We start from the raw sequence: 15,915 nt of genomic DNA, 5'->3' as shown, positions 1-15,915 counted from the left end.
ATGGTACTGCAGGGGGGACCCTGTGGGAGAGTAGGACGCCGCCGAACAATCTTTCAGAGAAGCCCCTCCCGGGTCACCCGGGAGGGGCTTTTCGCGTTCCCGGACCTGATCCGGCCGCATCCGGCCGCATCCGGCGGGATCGGCGGGACCAGCAGGAGCGGCCGGAGCAGCGACGGGCCGGTGGTCGCATGGCACTGTGTCTCTTCGCCGACGACGGGGCCGAGGAGGTCCTGGAGAAGGTCACCGGGGCACTGTCGGCGTTCGGCGTCTGGAATGCGGCCTGGGAACCGCTCACCTTCTCGGCGATCGCCCAGGCCCGCAAGCGGCTGGGCCGTGATGTGCTCCGTGAGACGTTCTACCGGGTCGCCGAGCCCGTAGCCGACGAGGAGACCCGGGGCGCATGGCTGCGGCAGTGGCGGCTGATGGCCATCGACGGTTTCACCCTCGATGTGCCCGACTCACCGCAGAACGCTGTCGAGTTCGGCACCGCGGGCAACGCGGAGTCCCGCTCGGCCTTCCCCAAGGCCCGGGTCGTGGCCGTGACCGAGTGCGGGTCCCACGCGTTCGTGGACGCCGAGGTCGGCCCGTGGACCCGCGGGGAGAGGGCGATGGCCGGCTCGCTGCTGAACTCGATCTCCAGCGACTGGCTGCTGCTGGCCGATCGCGGTCTCTACAGCTTCGCCACGTTCAGCACCGCCGCACGGACGGGGGCCGCGCTGTGCTGGCGAGTACCGACGCAACTGTCGCTGCCGATCCTGGAGGTCCTGTCCGACGGTACGTACCTGTCGGCGCTGGTCGACCCCGCGATCCGGGGCCGGAAACGCGAGGCGCTGCTGGAGGAAGCCGGGTCGGGGGTGGAGCCGGACCCTGCTGCGGCCCACGTGGTGCGGGTCGTGGAGTACGACCTCCCCGACCGCGGCGGGCAGGATCCGATCTGCCTGATCACCAACATCACCGACCCCGGCACCGCGACGGCTGCCGGACTCGCCGGCGCCTACCACCGGAGATGGGCGGAGAAGGCCGTGGACGGGCAGGTCAAGAGGCCCCTGCGCGGGCCGGGGAGGGTGGTGCGCTCCACGAGCCCGGACCTGGTCCACCAGGAAGTCCGGGCCTACCCGCTGGTCCACTACTCGCAACACGCCGGAAGCGCAGCGGGTGGTCAGAGGCGGCCGGCCGCCTTGAGTGCGAGGTAGGTGTCGGCCAGGGCGGGGGGCAGCGCGGCCGGTGGGGCGTCGAGGACGGTGACGCCGAGGCGGGTGAGGCGTTCGGCGGTGCGGCGGCGGTCGGCGCGGGTCTGTTCGGCCGCGGCGGCGGCGTAGACGTCCTCGACGGTTCCGCGGGTGCTGGCCAGTTCGTCCAGCCGGGGGTCGGCGACGGAGGCGAGGACGACCTCGTGGCGCTTGGTCAGCAGCGGCAGGACCGGGAGGAGTCCCTCCTCGACGGGCCGGGCGTCGAGGCCGGTGAACAGCACGATCAGGGAGCGGTGCGGGGCCAGGCGCAGCGAGTTCGACACCAGGGCCCGCAGGTCCGTCTCCAGCAGGGCCGGTTCCAGGGTGGCCATGGCGTTGGTGAACGCGGGCAGGACGTCGGAGGGTGAGCGGCCGAGGACGCTGCCGCGCTTGCGCAGGTCGTGGGCGAGCAGGTCGACCCGGTCGCCGGCCTTGGTGGCCAGGGCGGTGAGCAGCAGGGCGGCGTCGAGCGCGGCGTCGAGGCGGGGGGCGTCGCCGACCCGGCCGGCCGAGGTGCGTCCGGTGTCGAGGACGAGCAGGACGTGCCGATCGCGTTCGGGGCGCCAGGTGCGGACGGCGACGGTGTTGCGGCGGGCACTCGCGCGCCAGTCGATGGAGCGGACGTCGTCGCCCGGGAGGTACTCGCGCAGGGAGTCGAACTCGGTGCCCTGACCGCGGATCAGGACGGCCGTGCGGCCGTCGAGTTCGCGCAGCCGGGCGAGTCGCGACGGCAGGTGCTTGCGGCTGGCGAACGGGGGGAGGGCGCGGAGCGTCCACGGGACGCGGTGGGAGCCCTGACGGGCTGCCAGGCCGAGCGGTCCGAGGGAACGGACCGTCACCCGGTGGGCGTGGTGGTCGCCGCGCCTGGTGGGGGCGAGCCGGGTGGTGAGGCGGCGGCGTTCGCCGGGCGGCACCGTGAGGCTGTGCCGGGAGCCGGCGACGGCCGTGCCCGGGCGCCATGCGGAGGGTGCCCAGGCGTCCCGCACCAGGGCGCGCAGCGGGCGTCCGGACGGGTTGGTGAGGGTCAGTTCGACGTCGGCGTGCTCGCCGAGCCGGACGCTGGTGTCGCCGCTCCGGTCGAAGCGGAGGGCGCGGACCGGAGCGGCGAGCACGAGGTCGACGAGGACCGCGAGGAGCACCGGCAGGGTGACCGCGCCGATGCCGGCCCAGGAGGGCAGGACCAGGCCCACGACGAGCGCGCCGAGCGCGGCCAGCAGGGCGGTTCGGCCGGTCAGGGCCATGGACGGGACTCCTTCGGTGGATCCTGGTACGGCCGGGTCAGCGCGGGGCGGGGGTCTGGGCGAGGACGGCCTGGACCACCGAGTCGGCGGTGACGCCCTCCATCTCGGCCTCGGCGCGCAGCTGGACGCGGTGCCGCAGGGCGGGCAGCGCCAGGGCCTTGACGTCGTCGGGGGTGACGTAGTCGCGGCCGGCCAGCCAGGCCCAGGCGCGGGAGGCGTTGAGCAGGGCGGTGGCGCCGCGGGGCGAGACCCCGACGGACAGCGACGGGGACTGCCGGGTGGCCCGGCAGAGGTCGACGATGTAGGCGAGGACCTCGGGGGAGACGGTGAGCTTGGCGATCTCCGCGCGGGCGGCGGCCAGGTCGGCGGGGCCGGCGACCGGGCGGACCCCGGCGGCGGCCAGGTCGCGCGGGTCGAAGCCGTTGGCGTGCCGGGACAGGACCTGGAACTCCTGGTCGCGGGTGGGCAGCGGCAGCACCAGCTTGAGCAGGAAGCGGTCGAGCTGGGCCTCGGGCAGCGGGTAGGTGCCCTCGTACTCGACCGGGTTCTGGGTGGCGGCGACCAGGAAGGGATCGGGGAGTTTGCGCGGTTCGCCGTCGACGGTGACCTGGCGCTCCTCCATGGCCTCCAGCAGCGAGGCCTGGGTCTTCGGCGGGGTGCGGTTGATCTCGTCCGCGAGCAGCAGGTTGGTGAAGACCGGGCCGGGCTGGAAGGAGAACTCCGCGGTGCGGGCGTCGTAGACCAGCGAGCCGGTGACGTCGCCGGGCATCAGGTCGGGGGTGAACTGGATCCGCTTGGTCTCCAGGCTCAGCGCGGTGGACAGGGCGCGGACCAGGAGGGTCTTGGCGACGCCGGGCACGCCTTCGAGCAGGACGTGGCCGCCGCAGAGCAGGGCGACCACCAGGCCGGTGACGGCGGCGTCCTGGCCGACCACGGCCTTGCCGATCTCGGTGCGCAGGGCGGTGAGGGCGGCGCGGGGGTCCGCCGCGGGTGCGGCGGGGGGCTCGGGGGAGTGTGCCGGACCGGGGATGTCGGCCTTGCTGAGGGACGTGCTGGCAGCGGGCTGCTCGGTCACGGCTGTCGTACCTGCCTTTCCAGGGCGTCGAGGTCGTCGGTGAGCCGCAGCAGTGCGGCGTCGTCGGTGGGCGGTCCGCCGTACAGCAGGGACCGGACGTCGGCGGCGGGGCGGCCGAGGCGATCGGCGACGGCCGCGGCGAGCGCCGTGGGGTCGGGTTCGCCGGCGGTCACGGGGACGCCGAGGACGGGGGCGATCCGGTGGGCGGTGGCCCGGCGGAGCGCGTCGGCGGCCCGGCCGCGGGCCTTGGCGCGGTGGTAGAGCCGGGCCCGGCCCTCGGTGGTCTCGGTGGCCCGGACCACGACCGGCAGCCGCTCGTCGACCACCGGCCCGAGCCGGCGGCCGCGCCAGAACGCCGCCAGGACGGCCGCGACGAGCAGTTGGAGGGCGGCCCAGTTCCAGCCGGACGGGATGAAGTCCTCGAACTGCTTGCGGTGGGCCGGCGGCGGCACGGGGGCGTTGTAGTCGGGCAGGTACCAGGTCAGGTGCTGGTGCGACCCGAGCAGGCCGAGGGCGAGCGCGGCGTTGCCGTCCTCGTCCAGCCGGTCGTTGGTGAGCGCCTGGGCGGTGCCCAGGACGACGGTCTCGCGGTCGCCGCTCCCGGCGTGCCGGACGAGGCTCTGGTGGCCGTGCCGCGGGTAGCAGCCGACGTCGTCGGAGCCGGCGTCGTAGAGCAGTCCGCCCAGCTCGGCGCTGCCCGCGCGGACGGCCTCGGGGAGCCGACAGCCGGGTGCGGTGCTGATCGTCACGGCGACACCGGGGATCCCGTCGGGGTCGGTCACCACGGTGACGCCCGGGACGAGCGCGTCCAGGGCGGTCTGCCGGGGGGCGATCAGGACCAGCCGGTTGCCGCTGCCGCGCGGGACGGCGCCGAGGCGGGCGAGCTGGGCCCGGCTGAGCAGGTCCGGCCGCGGGAGGACGACGGTGGTGGCGGGCTCGCGCAGGGCGTCGGCGAGCGCGGACTCGCCCTCGACGGTCCGGACGTCCACGCCTTCGCGCCCGAGCAGGGTGACGGCGGCCCGGGTGCCCTCGGGGTCGGGGGAGCGCGGGTCCAGCGGCGCCCACGGGCTGTCGTGGCCGATCCCGCCGAGCAGTACGCCGACGCACAGCAGGAAGGCCAGGGCGAGCAGGTACCAGCGGGAGCGGTGCCAGATCCGGCGGCCGCCGGGGGCCAGGCTGGTCGGCGCGGCGGGTGCCGGGGGCGCGGGATCGACGGGGGTCCCGGGCCCGGTGGGTATCGCGGCTGCGGGCGGGGGTGCGGTGGTCATGCGGCGCCTCCGACGGCCGGGGCGAGGGTCGGGCGGGTCGCTTCCAGGGCCCGGTCGAGCTCGGCCAGGGACTGGTAGTCGGCCGCCCCGGCGGTTCGGTCGCCGTACGCGATGTCGTCGAAGCTCCGGGCGGCGGCGGCGAGGGCCTCGGCGTGCCCGGGCAGGGCCCGGCCGGCCTCGGCGGCCGCCTCGTCGGCGGTGCGGCCCGGGCGGATGTCCAGCAGGGTGCGCTCCTCCAGGGCCCGTACGAGGGCGCGCATCTGCTCGCGCACGGCCTCGGACCACTCGCCGGCGTCGGCGTGGGCGCGGGCGGCCGCCCGGTGCTGGGCGGCGCTGCGCGGTCCGTCGGCCTCGAAGAGCCGGGTGGTGCCGCGGGCGCGGCGGCGGGGGGCGCCGAGCCGCCACCAGATCGCGGCCACCGCCACGGCGGCCATGAGCAGCAGCAGGACCACCCCGGTGGTGCTGTCGGTGGCGGAGCCCACCCCGGAGAACAGGTCGTCGAGCCGGTCCGAGAGCCAGGTCTGGATCCGTTCGATCAGGCCGGGGTCGTTGCGGTGGTAGATCGGGTTGAGCAGTTCGTCGCGTGCGGCGTCCCGGGCCGGGTCGCGCGGCACGGTGACGGGTGTGCCGCTCGCGAGCAGCACGCCCTCCCCCCAGTTCGGCATCGGTGTCAGGCTCCCGGCGGGGTGCTCTGGCCGGGGACGGTCGGAGCCGTCCAGCCGGCTGCCTGCGGCGCGGTCGCCTCGGCGGCGCGGGCGAGCTCGATGTCCAGGGCCTCGCGGCGGATCCGGCGGTCGATGTAGAGCAGCACGTTGATGGCGGCGTTGATCGGGATGGTGATGGTGGCGACCACGGTGCCGCCGACCGCGATGATGATCATGGCGGGCAGGCTCAGCTCGACGGCGCGTTCACCGGCGAACCGGGCGAAGGCGTCGGGGCTGCCGAACACGGACGCGAGGAAGACGAACGGCAGGACCGCGACGCCGGCGATCAGGCCGACGATGATGCTGGTCAGCAGGTTGATGCCGAACAGGCGCCACCAGGCGCCGCGGACCAGCCGGCGGGAGCGGCTGAGCGCGGTCAGCACGCCCTGGCGCTCCAGCATCAGGGCGGGGGCGGCCAGGCTGAGCAGGATCCACAGCCAGACCATCACCACCAGGGCGGCGAGCATCATCACCGCGGCCAGGGCACCCAGGCCTTCGCTCGGGCCGGAGGTGATCAGCACCAGGACCGGCGGTACGGCCGCGACCGCCATCACGCCGACGAAGATCAGGAACGTCGTGAAGGTCAGTCCGGCGAGCCGGCCGAGCTGGGGGCGGGCCCCCTGCCAGGCCTCGCGCAGCGTCACCGGTGCGCCGAGCACGCCCTTGCTGACCACGATCGTCAGCAGGCCGCCGACGATGATCCCGAGCAGCAGGTCCAGGACGGCCGGCACCAGTGCGGCGGTCATCTCGGGCAGGCCGCCGCCGGACTGCCGGGCCCACCAGTCCAGCGAGGTCTGCACGGTCTGGCTGAACGCGGCGAAGCCGAGGGACAGCGGGAGGACGGTGCGCCAGTACTTGCGCACGGTGGTGAAGGCGCCGTCCAGCAGTTCGCCGACGCCGAGCGGGCGCAGCGGGATCACGCCGGGCTTGGGGCTCGGAGGCGGTCCCCAGCCCGGGTGGCCGCCGTACGGGGGCTGGGCGGCGCCCCAGCCGGGGCCGGCGCCGTAGCCGGGCCCTGCTCCGTAGCCCGGAGCTCCGTAGCCCGGAGCGCCGTAGCCGCCCTGGCCGGGCGCCGCGGGGGCGCCCCACTGGGTGGGCGGCGGGATGTCCCGGGGGGCGTCCGGTGCGGGGGGCTGCTCCGCGGTGCCCTGCGGTGCGGTGCCCTGTGAGGCGGGTGCCTCCGGTGCGGTGCTCGCCGACGGACCCGGTGCTGCGGCCGGTCGGGCCGCCTGCGGCGGGGCCCCGTCGGCCGGCTCGGTCGAGCCGGGCGAGGTCCAGCCCGGGTTGTCGGTCATCACTGCTCCTTGGAGGGCGTCTGGTCGCGGGAACGGGCAGGAGATCGATCGGCTACCGGCCGGAAACTGTTCCTGCGCCGCCCATCGTGCCATGGTGGGCCTGGTCACCCCAGAGGTATCCCGTTGCTGATCGACAACGGCCCGGCCGACGCCTGTGAGCTGCGCGATTTCGGGTGTTTTGCCCGATCTGCGAAGGGGTCGGGAGCCATGGACCGGCACGGCTGTGCGTCAGGTCACAATCCGGTAATGAGAAGATGGAGCCATGAAGGGACGCGTCCTCGTCGTTGATGACGACACCGCACTTGCCGAGATGCTCGGCATCGTGCTGCGTGGTGAGGGTTTTGAGCCGTTTTTCGTCGCTGATGGGGACAAGGCGCTGGCCGCCTTCCGGGAGACCAAGCCGGATCTCGTCCTCCTCGACCTGATGCTGCCCGGCAGGGACGGCATCGACGTCTGCCGCCAGATCCGGGCGGAGTCGGGCATTCCGATCGTGATGCTCACCGCGAAGACCGACACGGTCGACATCGTGGTGGGCCTGGAGTCCGGCGCCGACGACTACGTCACCAAGCCGTTCAAGCCCAAGGAGCTGGTGGCCCGGGTCCGGGCCCGCCTGCGCCGGGCGGAGGAGCCCACGCCGGAGCAGCTGACCATCGGTGACCTGGTCATCGACGTGGCCGGCCACTCGGTCAAGCGGGAGGGCCGGGGCATCCCGCTCACCCCGCTGGAGTTCGACCTGCTGGTGGCGCTGGCCCGCAAGCCCTGGCAGGTGTTCACCCGTGAGGTGCTGCTGGAGCAGGTCTGGGGGTACCGCCACGCGGCGGACACCCGGCTGGTCAACGTCCACGTGCAGCGCCTCCGGTCCAAGATCGAGAAGGACCCGGAGCGTCCCGAGATCGTGGTGACGGTCCGCGGCGTCGGCTACAAGGCGGGGCCCAGCTGACGATGCGGGACCGGGAGACCGACGAGTCCCCGTCGGGCATGGGCCCCGACGGGGATGCTGCTGTGCGCGGCGCCGTGCTGAGCTCGACCACCCAGGGCCACCGCCCGCGGCGTGGCCCGGCGGCCCTGCTCGCGATGGTGGCCCGTCAGTTCCGCCGCCCGTTCAACCGGCTGATAGCCGTCTACCGGCGGTCGATCCAGGTGCGGGTGGTCGCCGCCACCCTGCTGCTGTCGGTCGCCGTGGTGCTGGTGCTCGGCGTGGTCGTGGTGGCCCAGGTCCGCAACGGCCTGCTGGAGACCAAGCGGCACGCCGCGCAGGGCCAGGCCATCGGCGGCTTCCAGATCGAGCAGGACAAGATCAACGAGGCGAAGAAGCTCCAGGCCAAGGCCGGGGCCAACGCCGATCCCGCCCGCGAGGAGATCGGGACCTGGCTGATCAAGCAGGTCACCGACCTCTCCAGTGGAGGCGCCGGGGTGTACTCGGTGATCGCCATCCTGCCCTCGGCCGGGCAGGAGGCGAGCGGCTCCGAGGCGGATTTCCGCGGCGCCTGGTACTCCGGCGACATCCTGCCGATCAGCATCTCCAAGCAGCTGCAGGAGGACGTCGCCCGGCAGCCGGACATCCCGCACGAGCAGACCACGATCATCCACCGCGGCGACGGGACGGGCCCCTCCGACGAGAGCGGCCTGGTGATCGGCAAGCAGTTCGTCGGCCCCGACCCGGCGAACACCGAGTACCAGCTGTACTACGTCTTCTCCCTCGACCAGGAGACCAAGACCCTCGGCCTGGTGGTCACCACCCTGGCCACCGCCGGCGTCTTCCTGGTGATGCTGCTCGGTGGGATCGCCTGGCTGGTGGTCCGGCAGGTCGTGACCCCGGTGCGGATGGCCGCCGGGATCTCCGAGCGGCTGGCCGCGGGCCACCTGGAGGAGCGGATGAAGGTCACCGGCACCGACGACATCGCCCGGCTCGGCGACTCGTTCAACCGGATGGCCAACGGACTCCAGGCGCAGATCCGGCAGCTGGAGGAGCTCTCCCGGGTGCAGCGGCGGTTCGTCTCGGACGTCTCGCACGAGCTGCGCACCCCGCTCACCACCGTCCGGATGGCCGCCGACCTGATCTACGACAGCCGGGACGACCTCGACCCGATGGCGGCGCGCTCGGCGGAGCTGCTCCAGGAGCAGCTGGACCGGTTCGAGTCGCTGCTCGCCGATCTGCTGGAGATCAGCCGCTTCGACGCCGGCGCCGCGATCCTCGACGCCGAGCCGGTCGACCTGCGGGACATCGTGACCCGGGTGGTGGAGGCCGCCGACCCGCTGGCGCAGGCCAAGGGCAGCGCCGTGATCATCCGCGGCGCGGAGAACCCGGTGGTCACCGAGGTCGACTCGCGGCGGATCGAGCGCATCCTGCGCAACCTGGTGGTCAACGCCCTGGAGCACGGCGAGGGGCGCGACGTGGTGATCCGGCTCGGCGCCGGTGAGGGCGCGGTCGCGGTCGGCGTCCGCGACTACGGCATCGGCCTCAAGCCGGGCGAGGCGTCCCGGGTGTTCCACCGCTTCTGGCGGGCCGACCCGTCCCGGGTCCGGACCACCGGGGGCACCGGCCTCGGCCTGTCGATCGCGGTCGAGGACGCCCACCTGCACGGCGGCTGGCTCCAGGCCTGGGGCGAGCCCGGCGGCGGATCGCACTTCCGGCTCACCCTGCCGCGCACCCGCGGCGGCGAGCTGGTCCGGGCGCCCTTCCGGCTGGAGCCCGAGGACTCCCGGCACAACCGCGGCCTGGCCGCCACCGGCGCCCCCTACCGGCGCTCGCAGCGCCCGGCGGGCGCCACCGCGCTGACCTCCTCCGCCGAGCTGGCCGCGTTCTCGGACACCCCGGAGACCCCCGAGGGCGGTCCGACCGGTTTCGGCAGCGGGCTGGGCGGGGTGCTCAGCATCGGCCCCGGCCTCGGCCGGGCCCCGGCGGCGCCGGTGGCCGACCCGTCGGACGTCCGTCCGGCCACCGGAGGGTACGGTGCGACGGGCGCCCAGGTGGTGGTGGACCGGCCGGCGGGCAAGCCGGCGGCACAGCAGGTCCCGGGCGCACGGCCCCAGGACGGCGAGCAGGAGGGGACTGAGGGTGCGAAGGACACGCAGCCGGAGGACTGACCCGCGCCGGGCCGCCGCGCTCGTCTGGGGGACCCTCCTCGCCTTCCTGGCCACCGGATGCATCGGCATGCCCGAGGGCGGTCCGCCCTCGCGGGTGGAGATACCCCAGGGCGCCGGTGCCGAGAACCTCCAGGTCCGGGTCTACCCGGTGGCGCCCTACAAGGGAGAGTCCCCGGTCGACCTGCTCACCGGCTTCCTGGACGCCGCCAACGCGGACGAGGCCAACTACGGCACCGCGAAGAAGTACCTGACCGCGGCCGCCGGTACCAAGTGGGACCCGGAGGCCGGCGTCTCGGTGCTGGACAACCTCGACAAGGCCGGTTCGCCGCTGCCCGAGGGCTCCACCATCACCCAGGTCTCGGTCACCGGTGACCTGGTCGGCGGGCTGGACGCCAAGCACTCGTACCGGGCCGCCGCCGACGGGGCGCGGTTCCAGGAGTCCTTCACCTTCGTCAAGGAGACCGAGGGCGCCAACAAGGGCGAGTGGCGGATCGACCGGCTCCCCGACGGGCTGATCGCCAACCAGACCACCTTCAAGAACGGCTACCGGGCCGTCCACCGCTACTTCTTCGGCCTCACCGACCCGTCGGTGGACCGCGCCCGGACGGCGTCGGTGCTGGTGCCCGACCCGATCTACCTGCGCCGGCGGATCGATCCGCTGACGGCGGCGGCCAAGGCGCTGGCCGCCGGGCCGTCCACCTGGCTGGCGCCCGCCGTCTACTCGGCCTTCGACGGGGTCCGGATCGTGGGCCCGGTGACCGTCAGCGACAGCAAGACGGCCACCGTCAGGGTGGACGTGCCGGACTTCGCGGGCCGCAGCGACCTGTGCCAGCAGATGGCCGGGCAGCTCTACCACACCCTGGCCGACCAGCAGGGGAAGGCGCCGATCCAGCGGCTGGACCTGAGCGGCGTCAAGGGCGGCTGCACCATCGGCGCCGACGCGGCGGCCCGGGTCGCCCCCGGCAGCCTGGCCGGCAGCTTCGGCGCTTACCAGTACTACCAGCTGGAGACCGGCCAGATGATGGTCTCGTCCGGCGACGACCAGGGCCACCCGCTGGCAGGTCCGCTGGGCCAGGCGGCCCCGGTCGGGCAGACCGGCGGGACCGGCCCCGGCACCTTCGCGGTCCGCCGGGACGCGGGCGCGGTGGCCGTGATCGGCGCCGACGGGAAGTCCCTCCAGGTGGTCGGCACGGGCGACAACGACAAGATCGGCACGCCGGTGCTGACCAGCCGGGCGCCGCAGCCCGACCAGGGCCTGACCTCGCCCAGCTGGGACGGCCGGGGCGACCTCTGGCTGGTCGACCGCGACCCCGCGAGCCGCCGGGTGGTGATGGTCCGCGGAGCCGCCTCCTACACCGTCGACGTGCACGGGCTGAACGGGCGCACGGTGCAGGCCCTGAGGGTCTCCTCGGACGGCACCCGGGTCGCCCTGGTGCTCAGCAACCCCAAGGACAACGCCCGCACCGTGGAGCTCGGCCTGCTGACCCACCGCGGCACCCCGACCGCGCCGCTGGCGGAGATCTCGGGCCTGCGGCCGATCGCTCCGCTGCTCACCGAGGTCACCGCCGTGTCCTGGGCGGACACCGACCAACTGCTGGTGCTCGGCCGCGAGAAGGAGAAGCTCCAGCAACTGCACTACCTGGGCACCGACGGCTCGCAGAGCAGCGACTCACCGCTCCAGGGCGGCGAGTCGATGACCTCGGTCTCGGCCACCGAGAGCCGGGTGGGCGACACCGTGCCGCCGGTCCTGGCCGTCTCGGACCACCACATCTACCGGCTGCAGGGCACCCAGTGGCGCGAGGTGTCCGTCCCCCAGCAGCACCCGGCCCTGTCGTTCTCCTACCCGGGCTGACGCCGGGCGGGGGTGGCGGCGGGCCGCCGGGCGACCGCGGCCACCGTGGCGGCCGCGCACGGCGCCAGGCCCGCGGCTGCCAGTGCCCGGGCCGCCTCGGCCAGGCTCGCACCGGTGGTGACCAGGTCGTCGACCAGGACCAGACGGTGGGACTGCGCCGGGCGCCCGGCACCGACCGGCCCCCCGGCACCGCCCGTCGGCCCGGCCGCCCGCAGCCGCCGCGCCGACCGGGCCGGGACGGCCAGTGCCCCGGCGAGGTTGCGCCGCCGCGCGTCCGCGTCCAGCCCGGCCTGGTCCGCCACCCGGCGGGTCTGGCGCAGTACCGGGGCGACCCCGGCGCGCAGGCCGGTGCGGCGCAGCGCGTGGGCGGCCGCGCGGGCCAGCCGCAGCATCGGATCGTGGCCGCGGGCGCGGACCGATCCCCGGGTGGAGGGCACCGGCACCAGCAGGACCGGCCCGGCGCCGTCGACGGCCGACCGCACCGCTTCGGCCAGCAGCCCGCCGAGCGGCCCGGCGAGGCGCAGCGCGCCGCGCTCCTTGTGGGCGATCAGCAGGCTGCGCAGCGGCTCCGCGTACGGTCCGGCGGCGTGCAGCGGGGGCAGCCCCGGTGGTGCGGGCCGCGGGCCTGCGGGCCCCGGCCGGGCGGCGGCCAGGGCCCCGCGGCAGCCCGGGCAGAGCAGCCCCGGCCCGCCCCGGCAGCCGGCGCAGACGGCGGGGAGCAGGAGGTCCAGCAGACCGAGGCGGTCGAGGGCCGGTGTGGACAGAGCGGGCATATCGGCGCCTCCGGAGGGGTAGCGGAGATGCGATGTGCGCCATACGGTTGACCACCCTGGCGGTGTTGTCCAGGTGTTTACTCACCTTTCACCCGTAGGAGGGTAAACAGAAGGGACAGCCGTACTGCCAGGTCCGCCTCGTTACGTTGGTCGACTGGGGAGGCGAAATCCCCTGGTGAGGTGTCTCATAAGGCCAGAGGGGGTTTCAAGCGCTCCTGGTGGGGAGGAAGTGAGGTGAGGGCCAGTCGCGCTCGCCGTTCCCGGCGACGCCGGGGCCGGTGACTGATCGGCTGGTCCGGCTGGGACTCAGTCCGGTCCGGTATGCACTCCGGATCGGCGACAGCACAAGGGATCGGAGTTCTGCGTGGACATCGTCGTCAAGGGCCGCAAGACCGAGGTGCCCAAGAGGTTCCGCGAGCACGTGGCCGAGAAGCTGGAGAAGGTCCAGAAGTTTGACGGCAAGGTGATCAGCCTCGACGTCGAGGTGTCCAAGGAACACAACCCGCGCCAGGCCGACCGCTCCGAGCGGGTCGAGATCACCCTCCGTACCCGTGGCCCGGTGATCCGGGCCGAGGCCGCCGCGGCCGACCCCTACGCGGCCCTCGACCTGGCCTCGGCGAAGCTGGACGCGCAGCTGCGCAAGTCCGCCGACCGCCGCCGTGTGCACAAGGGCGGCAACGGCCGCACCCCGATCAGCGTCGCGGAGGCGACGGCCGCACTGGCGGCCCTCCCCGAGACCTCGCGACCCGAGAGCGGCGCCAACGGGGCGGTGCGCAAGACCAAGATGGGATCGCTGGAGGTGGAGGGCGACGGTCCGCTCGTCGTCCGGGAGAAGACGCACCCCGCCGGCCCGATGTCGCTGGACCAGGCGTTGTACGAGATGGAGCTCGTCGGCCACGACTTCTACCTGTTCGTGGAGAAGGACAGCGGCCTGCCGAGCGTGGTCTACCGCCGGCACGGCTACCACTACGGTGTGATCCACCTCAAGGAGGACCACAACGCCCGGGGTGACGCCGGCGGCGCAGGCGGCGCCATCGGTGGGCCGGACGAGGACTGACGGGCCGTCGACCGGCCCGGTGGACCCGGGGCCGCCACCCTGAGGCGCCCGGGACAACTCGCCAGACAGATCTGACCGGTGACCCCGGCGGCCGTGGCCGCCGGGGTAACCCAGCTGGGCCGTGCGACGGCGGAGGGTGATCGAGGGGTTCACCGCCGTGGAATGATTGAGCACGACATCGACCGGCGGCCGGGGGGAGGAGCGGATGGGCGAGCCATTCAGCCAGGGTGTGGGGGGCGGCCGGGGGGGCGGGCGCGGCGAGGGCGACGAGCCCGAGTACGCGCTGCGCCGTACCGAGCCGATCCGGGTCCTGGTGGTGGACGACCACGCACTGTTCCGCCGAGGCCTGGAGATCGTGCTGGCCGAGGAGGAGGACATCACGGTCATCGGGGAGGCCGGCGACGGCGCCGAGGCCGTGCTGAAGGCGGCCGACCTGCTGCCGGACATCATCCTCATGGACGTCAGGATGCCGCGTCGCAGCGGGATCGAGGCCTGTACCGCGATCAAGGACGTGGTCCCCAGCGCCAAGATCATCATGCTGACGATAAGCGACGAGGAGGCCGACCTCTACGAGGCGATCAAGGCGGGTGCCACCGGCTACCTGCTCAAGGAGATCTCCACCGACGAGGTCGCGACCGCGATCCGGGCCGTGGCGGACGGGCAGTCCCAGATCAGCCCCTCGATGGCCTCCAAGCTGCTCACCGAGTTCAAGTCGATGATCCAGCGCCGCTCGGACGACCGGGAGCTGGTCCCCGCGCCCCGGCTGACCGACCGGGAGCTGGAGGTGCTCAAGCTGGTGGCCACCGGGATGAACAACCGGGAGATCGCCAAGGAGCTGTTCATCAGCGAGAACACCGTGAAGAACCACGTCCGGAACATCCTGGAGAAGCTGCAGCTGCACTCCAGGATGGAGGCCGTGGTCTACGCGATGCGGGAGAAGATCCTCGAAATAGGCTGAGCCCGGCGGCCGTTGGGCCGCTCCCGCCCGACCGTCCCGTTCGCTCAGCCGTCCAGCAGGGCCCGCAGGGCGGGCCGCAGCCGCTCGTCGTCCAGCGCCTCCACCCGGACGGCGTCGCAGCCGACCCACTCGGCGGCCTCGCGCAGCGCGGCGGCCAGCGCGCCGAGGTGCTTGGGCGCGGCCAGCGAGACCTGACGGGCCACCAGGGTCCGTCCCTCGCGGGCCGGATCGACCCGGCCGACCAGTCGGCCCCCGGCCAGCAGCGGCATCGCGAAGTACCCGTGCACCCTCTTGTGTTTGGGGGTGTACGCCTCCAGGCGGTGCGTCATGCCGAAGATCCGCTCGGTGCGGGCGCGGTCCCAGACCAGGGAGTCGAACGGCGACAGCAGGGTGGTGCGGTGCCGGCCGCGCGGGGCGGACTCCAGCGCCGCCGGGTCGGCCCAGGCGGGCGCGGCCCAGCCGGCCACCTCGACCGGGACCAGGCCCGATTCGTCCACCACCCGGTCGAACTGCGCGGCCTTGAGCCGGTGGTAGTCCATCAGATCGGCCCGGGTGGCCACCCCGAGCGCGGCGCCGGCCTGGGCGACCAGCTGCCGCAGGCACTCCGCGTCGGTGGGCTCCTGCCCGAACAGCGCGTCCGGGACGGCCTGTTCGGCCAGCCGGTAGACCCGCTTCCAGCCGCGGCGCTCGGTGCAGACCACGTCGCCGAAGGAGAGCGCGCGCTCGACCGCGATCTTCGTGTCGGACCAGTCCCACCACTCGGCGGTCCGCTTGGCGCCGCCCAGCTCGGTCGAGGTCAGCGGGCCCTCGGCACGCAGTTGGTCGAGCACCTGCCGGTACGTCTCCGGCGAGACCTGGTGGCCCCAGAGGTTCCCCCGGGCGCGGTAGGCGCGGCGGCGGAACGCGAAGAGCGGCCACTCCTCCACCGGCAGGATGCAGGCGGCGTGCGACCAGTACTCGAACGTGGCGGCCGCCCCCCAGTAGGCGCTCTCCACGGCCGGGCGGCCGACCGCGCCCAGCCGCGCGTACGGGACCAGCTCGTGCGAGCGGGCCAGCACCGAGATGGTGTCCAACTGGACGGCGCCGAGGTGGCGCAGCACGCCGCGGACGCCCGCTCGGCGGTCCGGGGCGCCCAGCAGGCCCTGGGCGCGGAGGGCGATCAGTCGGGCCTGGTCGGCGGAGAGGCTCAGGGCGGTCATGCCGGGCAGGGTAGGGGCAGGCACTGACAGCCGGCGGCCGCGGGAGGAAGGAGGGGAACCCTTCGGGCCCGTCGACGGTTGAGCAGTGCACGGAGAACCGTGCGGCTGACCGTTTTGCCCCGGCGGTGACGCCAATAGGTGCTTTGCCCGCGTGGGTGACACGTGAATACCGTGCTG

At 74.1% G+C, this 15,915-nt stretch carries 13 protein-coding genes; 6 read left to right on the top strand and 7 right to left on the bottom strand.

The window, feature by feature from the left end; genetic code table 11:
- Positions 1–188 precede the first annotated feature (188 nt).
- Positions 189–1,193 (top strand): IS4 family transposase, encoded by a 1,005-nt coding sequence (locus ACIOFR_RS20570; protein WP_400999203.1) that lies wholly within the window; start codon positions 189–191, stop codon positions 1,191–1,193.
- On the opposite strand, the gene ACIOFR_RS20565 is transcribed toward ACIOFR_RS20570, so the two are convergent.
- Genes ACIOFR_RS20565 through ACIOFR_RS20545 form a run of 5 tightly spaced genes read right to left on the bottom strand, consistent with a single transcriptional unit; the run spans position 1,160 to position 6,812 of the window.
- Positions 1,160–2,470, bottom strand: coding sequence for a DUF58 domain-containing protein (locus ACIOFR_RS20565; RefSeq protein WP_400999201.1), 1,311 nt, complete (start codon positions 2,468–2,470; stop codon positions 1,160–1,162). The two genes, ACIOFR_RS20570 and ACIOFR_RS20565, sit on opposite strands and share 34 nt — an antisense overlap.
- A 37-nt stretch (positions 2,471–2,507) precedes the next feature.
- A complete protein-coding gene (locus ACIOFR_RS20560) occupies positions 2,508–3,500 on the bottom strand; it encodes an AAA family ATPase (RefSeq protein ID WP_400999223.1) in 993 nt (330 codons plus the stop codon).
- Positions 3,501–3,541: 41 nt separating this feature from the next.
- Complete coding sequence (locus tag ACIOFR_RS20555; protein WP_400999199.1) at positions 3,542–4,813, bottom strand: DUF4350 domain-containing protein; 1,272 nt, start codon at positions 4,811–4,813, stop codon at positions 3,542–3,544.
- Positions 4,810–5,478, bottom strand: a complete 669-nt coding sequence (locus ACIOFR_RS20550) for a DUF4129 domain-containing protein (RefSeq protein ID WP_400999197.1) — start codon at positions 5,476–5,478, stop codon at positions 4,810–4,812. The genes ACIOFR_RS20555 and ACIOFR_RS20550 overlap by 4 nt, the downstream gene beginning before the upstream one ends.
- 5 nt (positions 5,479–5,483) lie before the next feature.
- Entirely contained in the window at positions 5,484–6,812 is a 1,329-nt protein-coding gene (locus ACIOFR_RS20545) for a hypothetical protein (RefSeq protein ID WP_400999195.1), read from the bottom strand.
- A 262-nt stretch (positions 6,813–7,074) separates the two neighbouring features.
- On the opposite strand from ACIOFR_RS20545, the gene mtrA reads away from it, so the two are divergent.
- From mtrA to ACIOFR_RS20530, 3 genes are read left to right on the top strand one after another with little or no spacing between them, the layout of a single operon-like run.
- Positions 7,075–7,752: an MtrAB system response regulator MtrA gene (gene mtrA / locus ACIOFR_RS20540; RefSeq protein ID WP_030459579.1), complete on the top strand. Its 678-nt coding sequence runs from the start codon at positions 7,075–7,077 to the stop codon at positions 7,750–7,752.
- 2 nt (positions 7,753–7,754) lie between these two features.
- A complete protein-coding gene (gene mtrB, locus ACIOFR_RS20535; protein WP_400999193.1) occupies positions 7,755–9,899 on the top strand; it encodes an MtrAB system histidine kinase MtrB in 2,145 nt (714 codons plus the stop codon).
- Entirely contained in the window at positions 9,871–11,751 is a 1,881-nt protein-coding gene (locus tag ACIOFR_RS20530) for an LpqB family beta-propeller domain-containing protein (RefSeq protein ID WP_400999191.1), read from the top strand. Before mtrB ends, ACIOFR_RS20530 begins: the two co-directional genes overlap by 29 nt.
- On the opposite strand, the gene ACIOFR_RS20525 is transcribed toward ACIOFR_RS20530, so the two are convergent.
- Positions 11,739–12,524 carry a ComF family protein gene (locus ACIOFR_RS20525; RefSeq protein ID WP_400999189.1) on the bottom strand — a complete coding sequence of 262 codons (786 nt, stop codon included), beginning with the start codon at positions 12,522–12,524 and terminating at the stop codon, positions 11,739–11,741. The genes ACIOFR_RS20530 and ACIOFR_RS20525 overlap by 13 nt on opposite strands.
- Before the next feature lie 364 nt (positions 12,525–12,888).
- Here ACIOFR_RS20525 and hpf point away from each other — a divergent pair, with 364 nt between their 5' ends.
- Together hpf and ACIOFR_RS20515 are read left to right on the top strand one after the other, a co-directional pair.
- Entirely contained in the window at positions 12,889–13,581 is a 693-nt protein-coding gene (gene hpf, locus ACIOFR_RS20520; protein ID WP_400999187.1) for a ribosome hibernation-promoting factor, HPF/YfiA family, read from the top strand.
- A 205-nt stretch (positions 13,582–13,786) separates the two neighbouring features.
- Positions 13,787–14,539 carry a response regulator gene (locus ACIOFR_RS20515; RefSeq protein WP_400999185.1) on the top strand — a complete coding sequence of 251 codons (753 nt, stop codon included), beginning with the start codon at positions 13,787–13,789 and terminating at the stop codon, positions 14,537–14,539.
- A gap of 44 nt (positions 14,540–14,583) precedes the next feature.
- Here ACIOFR_RS20515 and ACIOFR_RS20510 read toward each other — a convergent pair whose 3' ends face one another.
- On the bottom strand, positions 14,584–15,738 hold the full coding sequence (locus ACIOFR_RS20510; RefSeq protein WP_400999183.1) for a winged helix-turn-helix domain-containing protein: 1,155 nt from the start codon (positions 15,736–15,738) through the stop codon (positions 14,584–14,586).
- Positions 15,739–15,915: the final 177 nt, after the last annotated feature.

This window comes from Kitasatospora sp. NPDC088346 (assembly GCF_044740765.1).
In the GTDB taxonomy this organism is placed as follows: domain Bacteria; phylum Actinomycetota; class Actinomycetes; order Streptomycetales; family Streptomycetaceae; genus Kitasatospora.
This window is presented reverse-complemented; position numbering and strand designations above follow the sequence as displayed.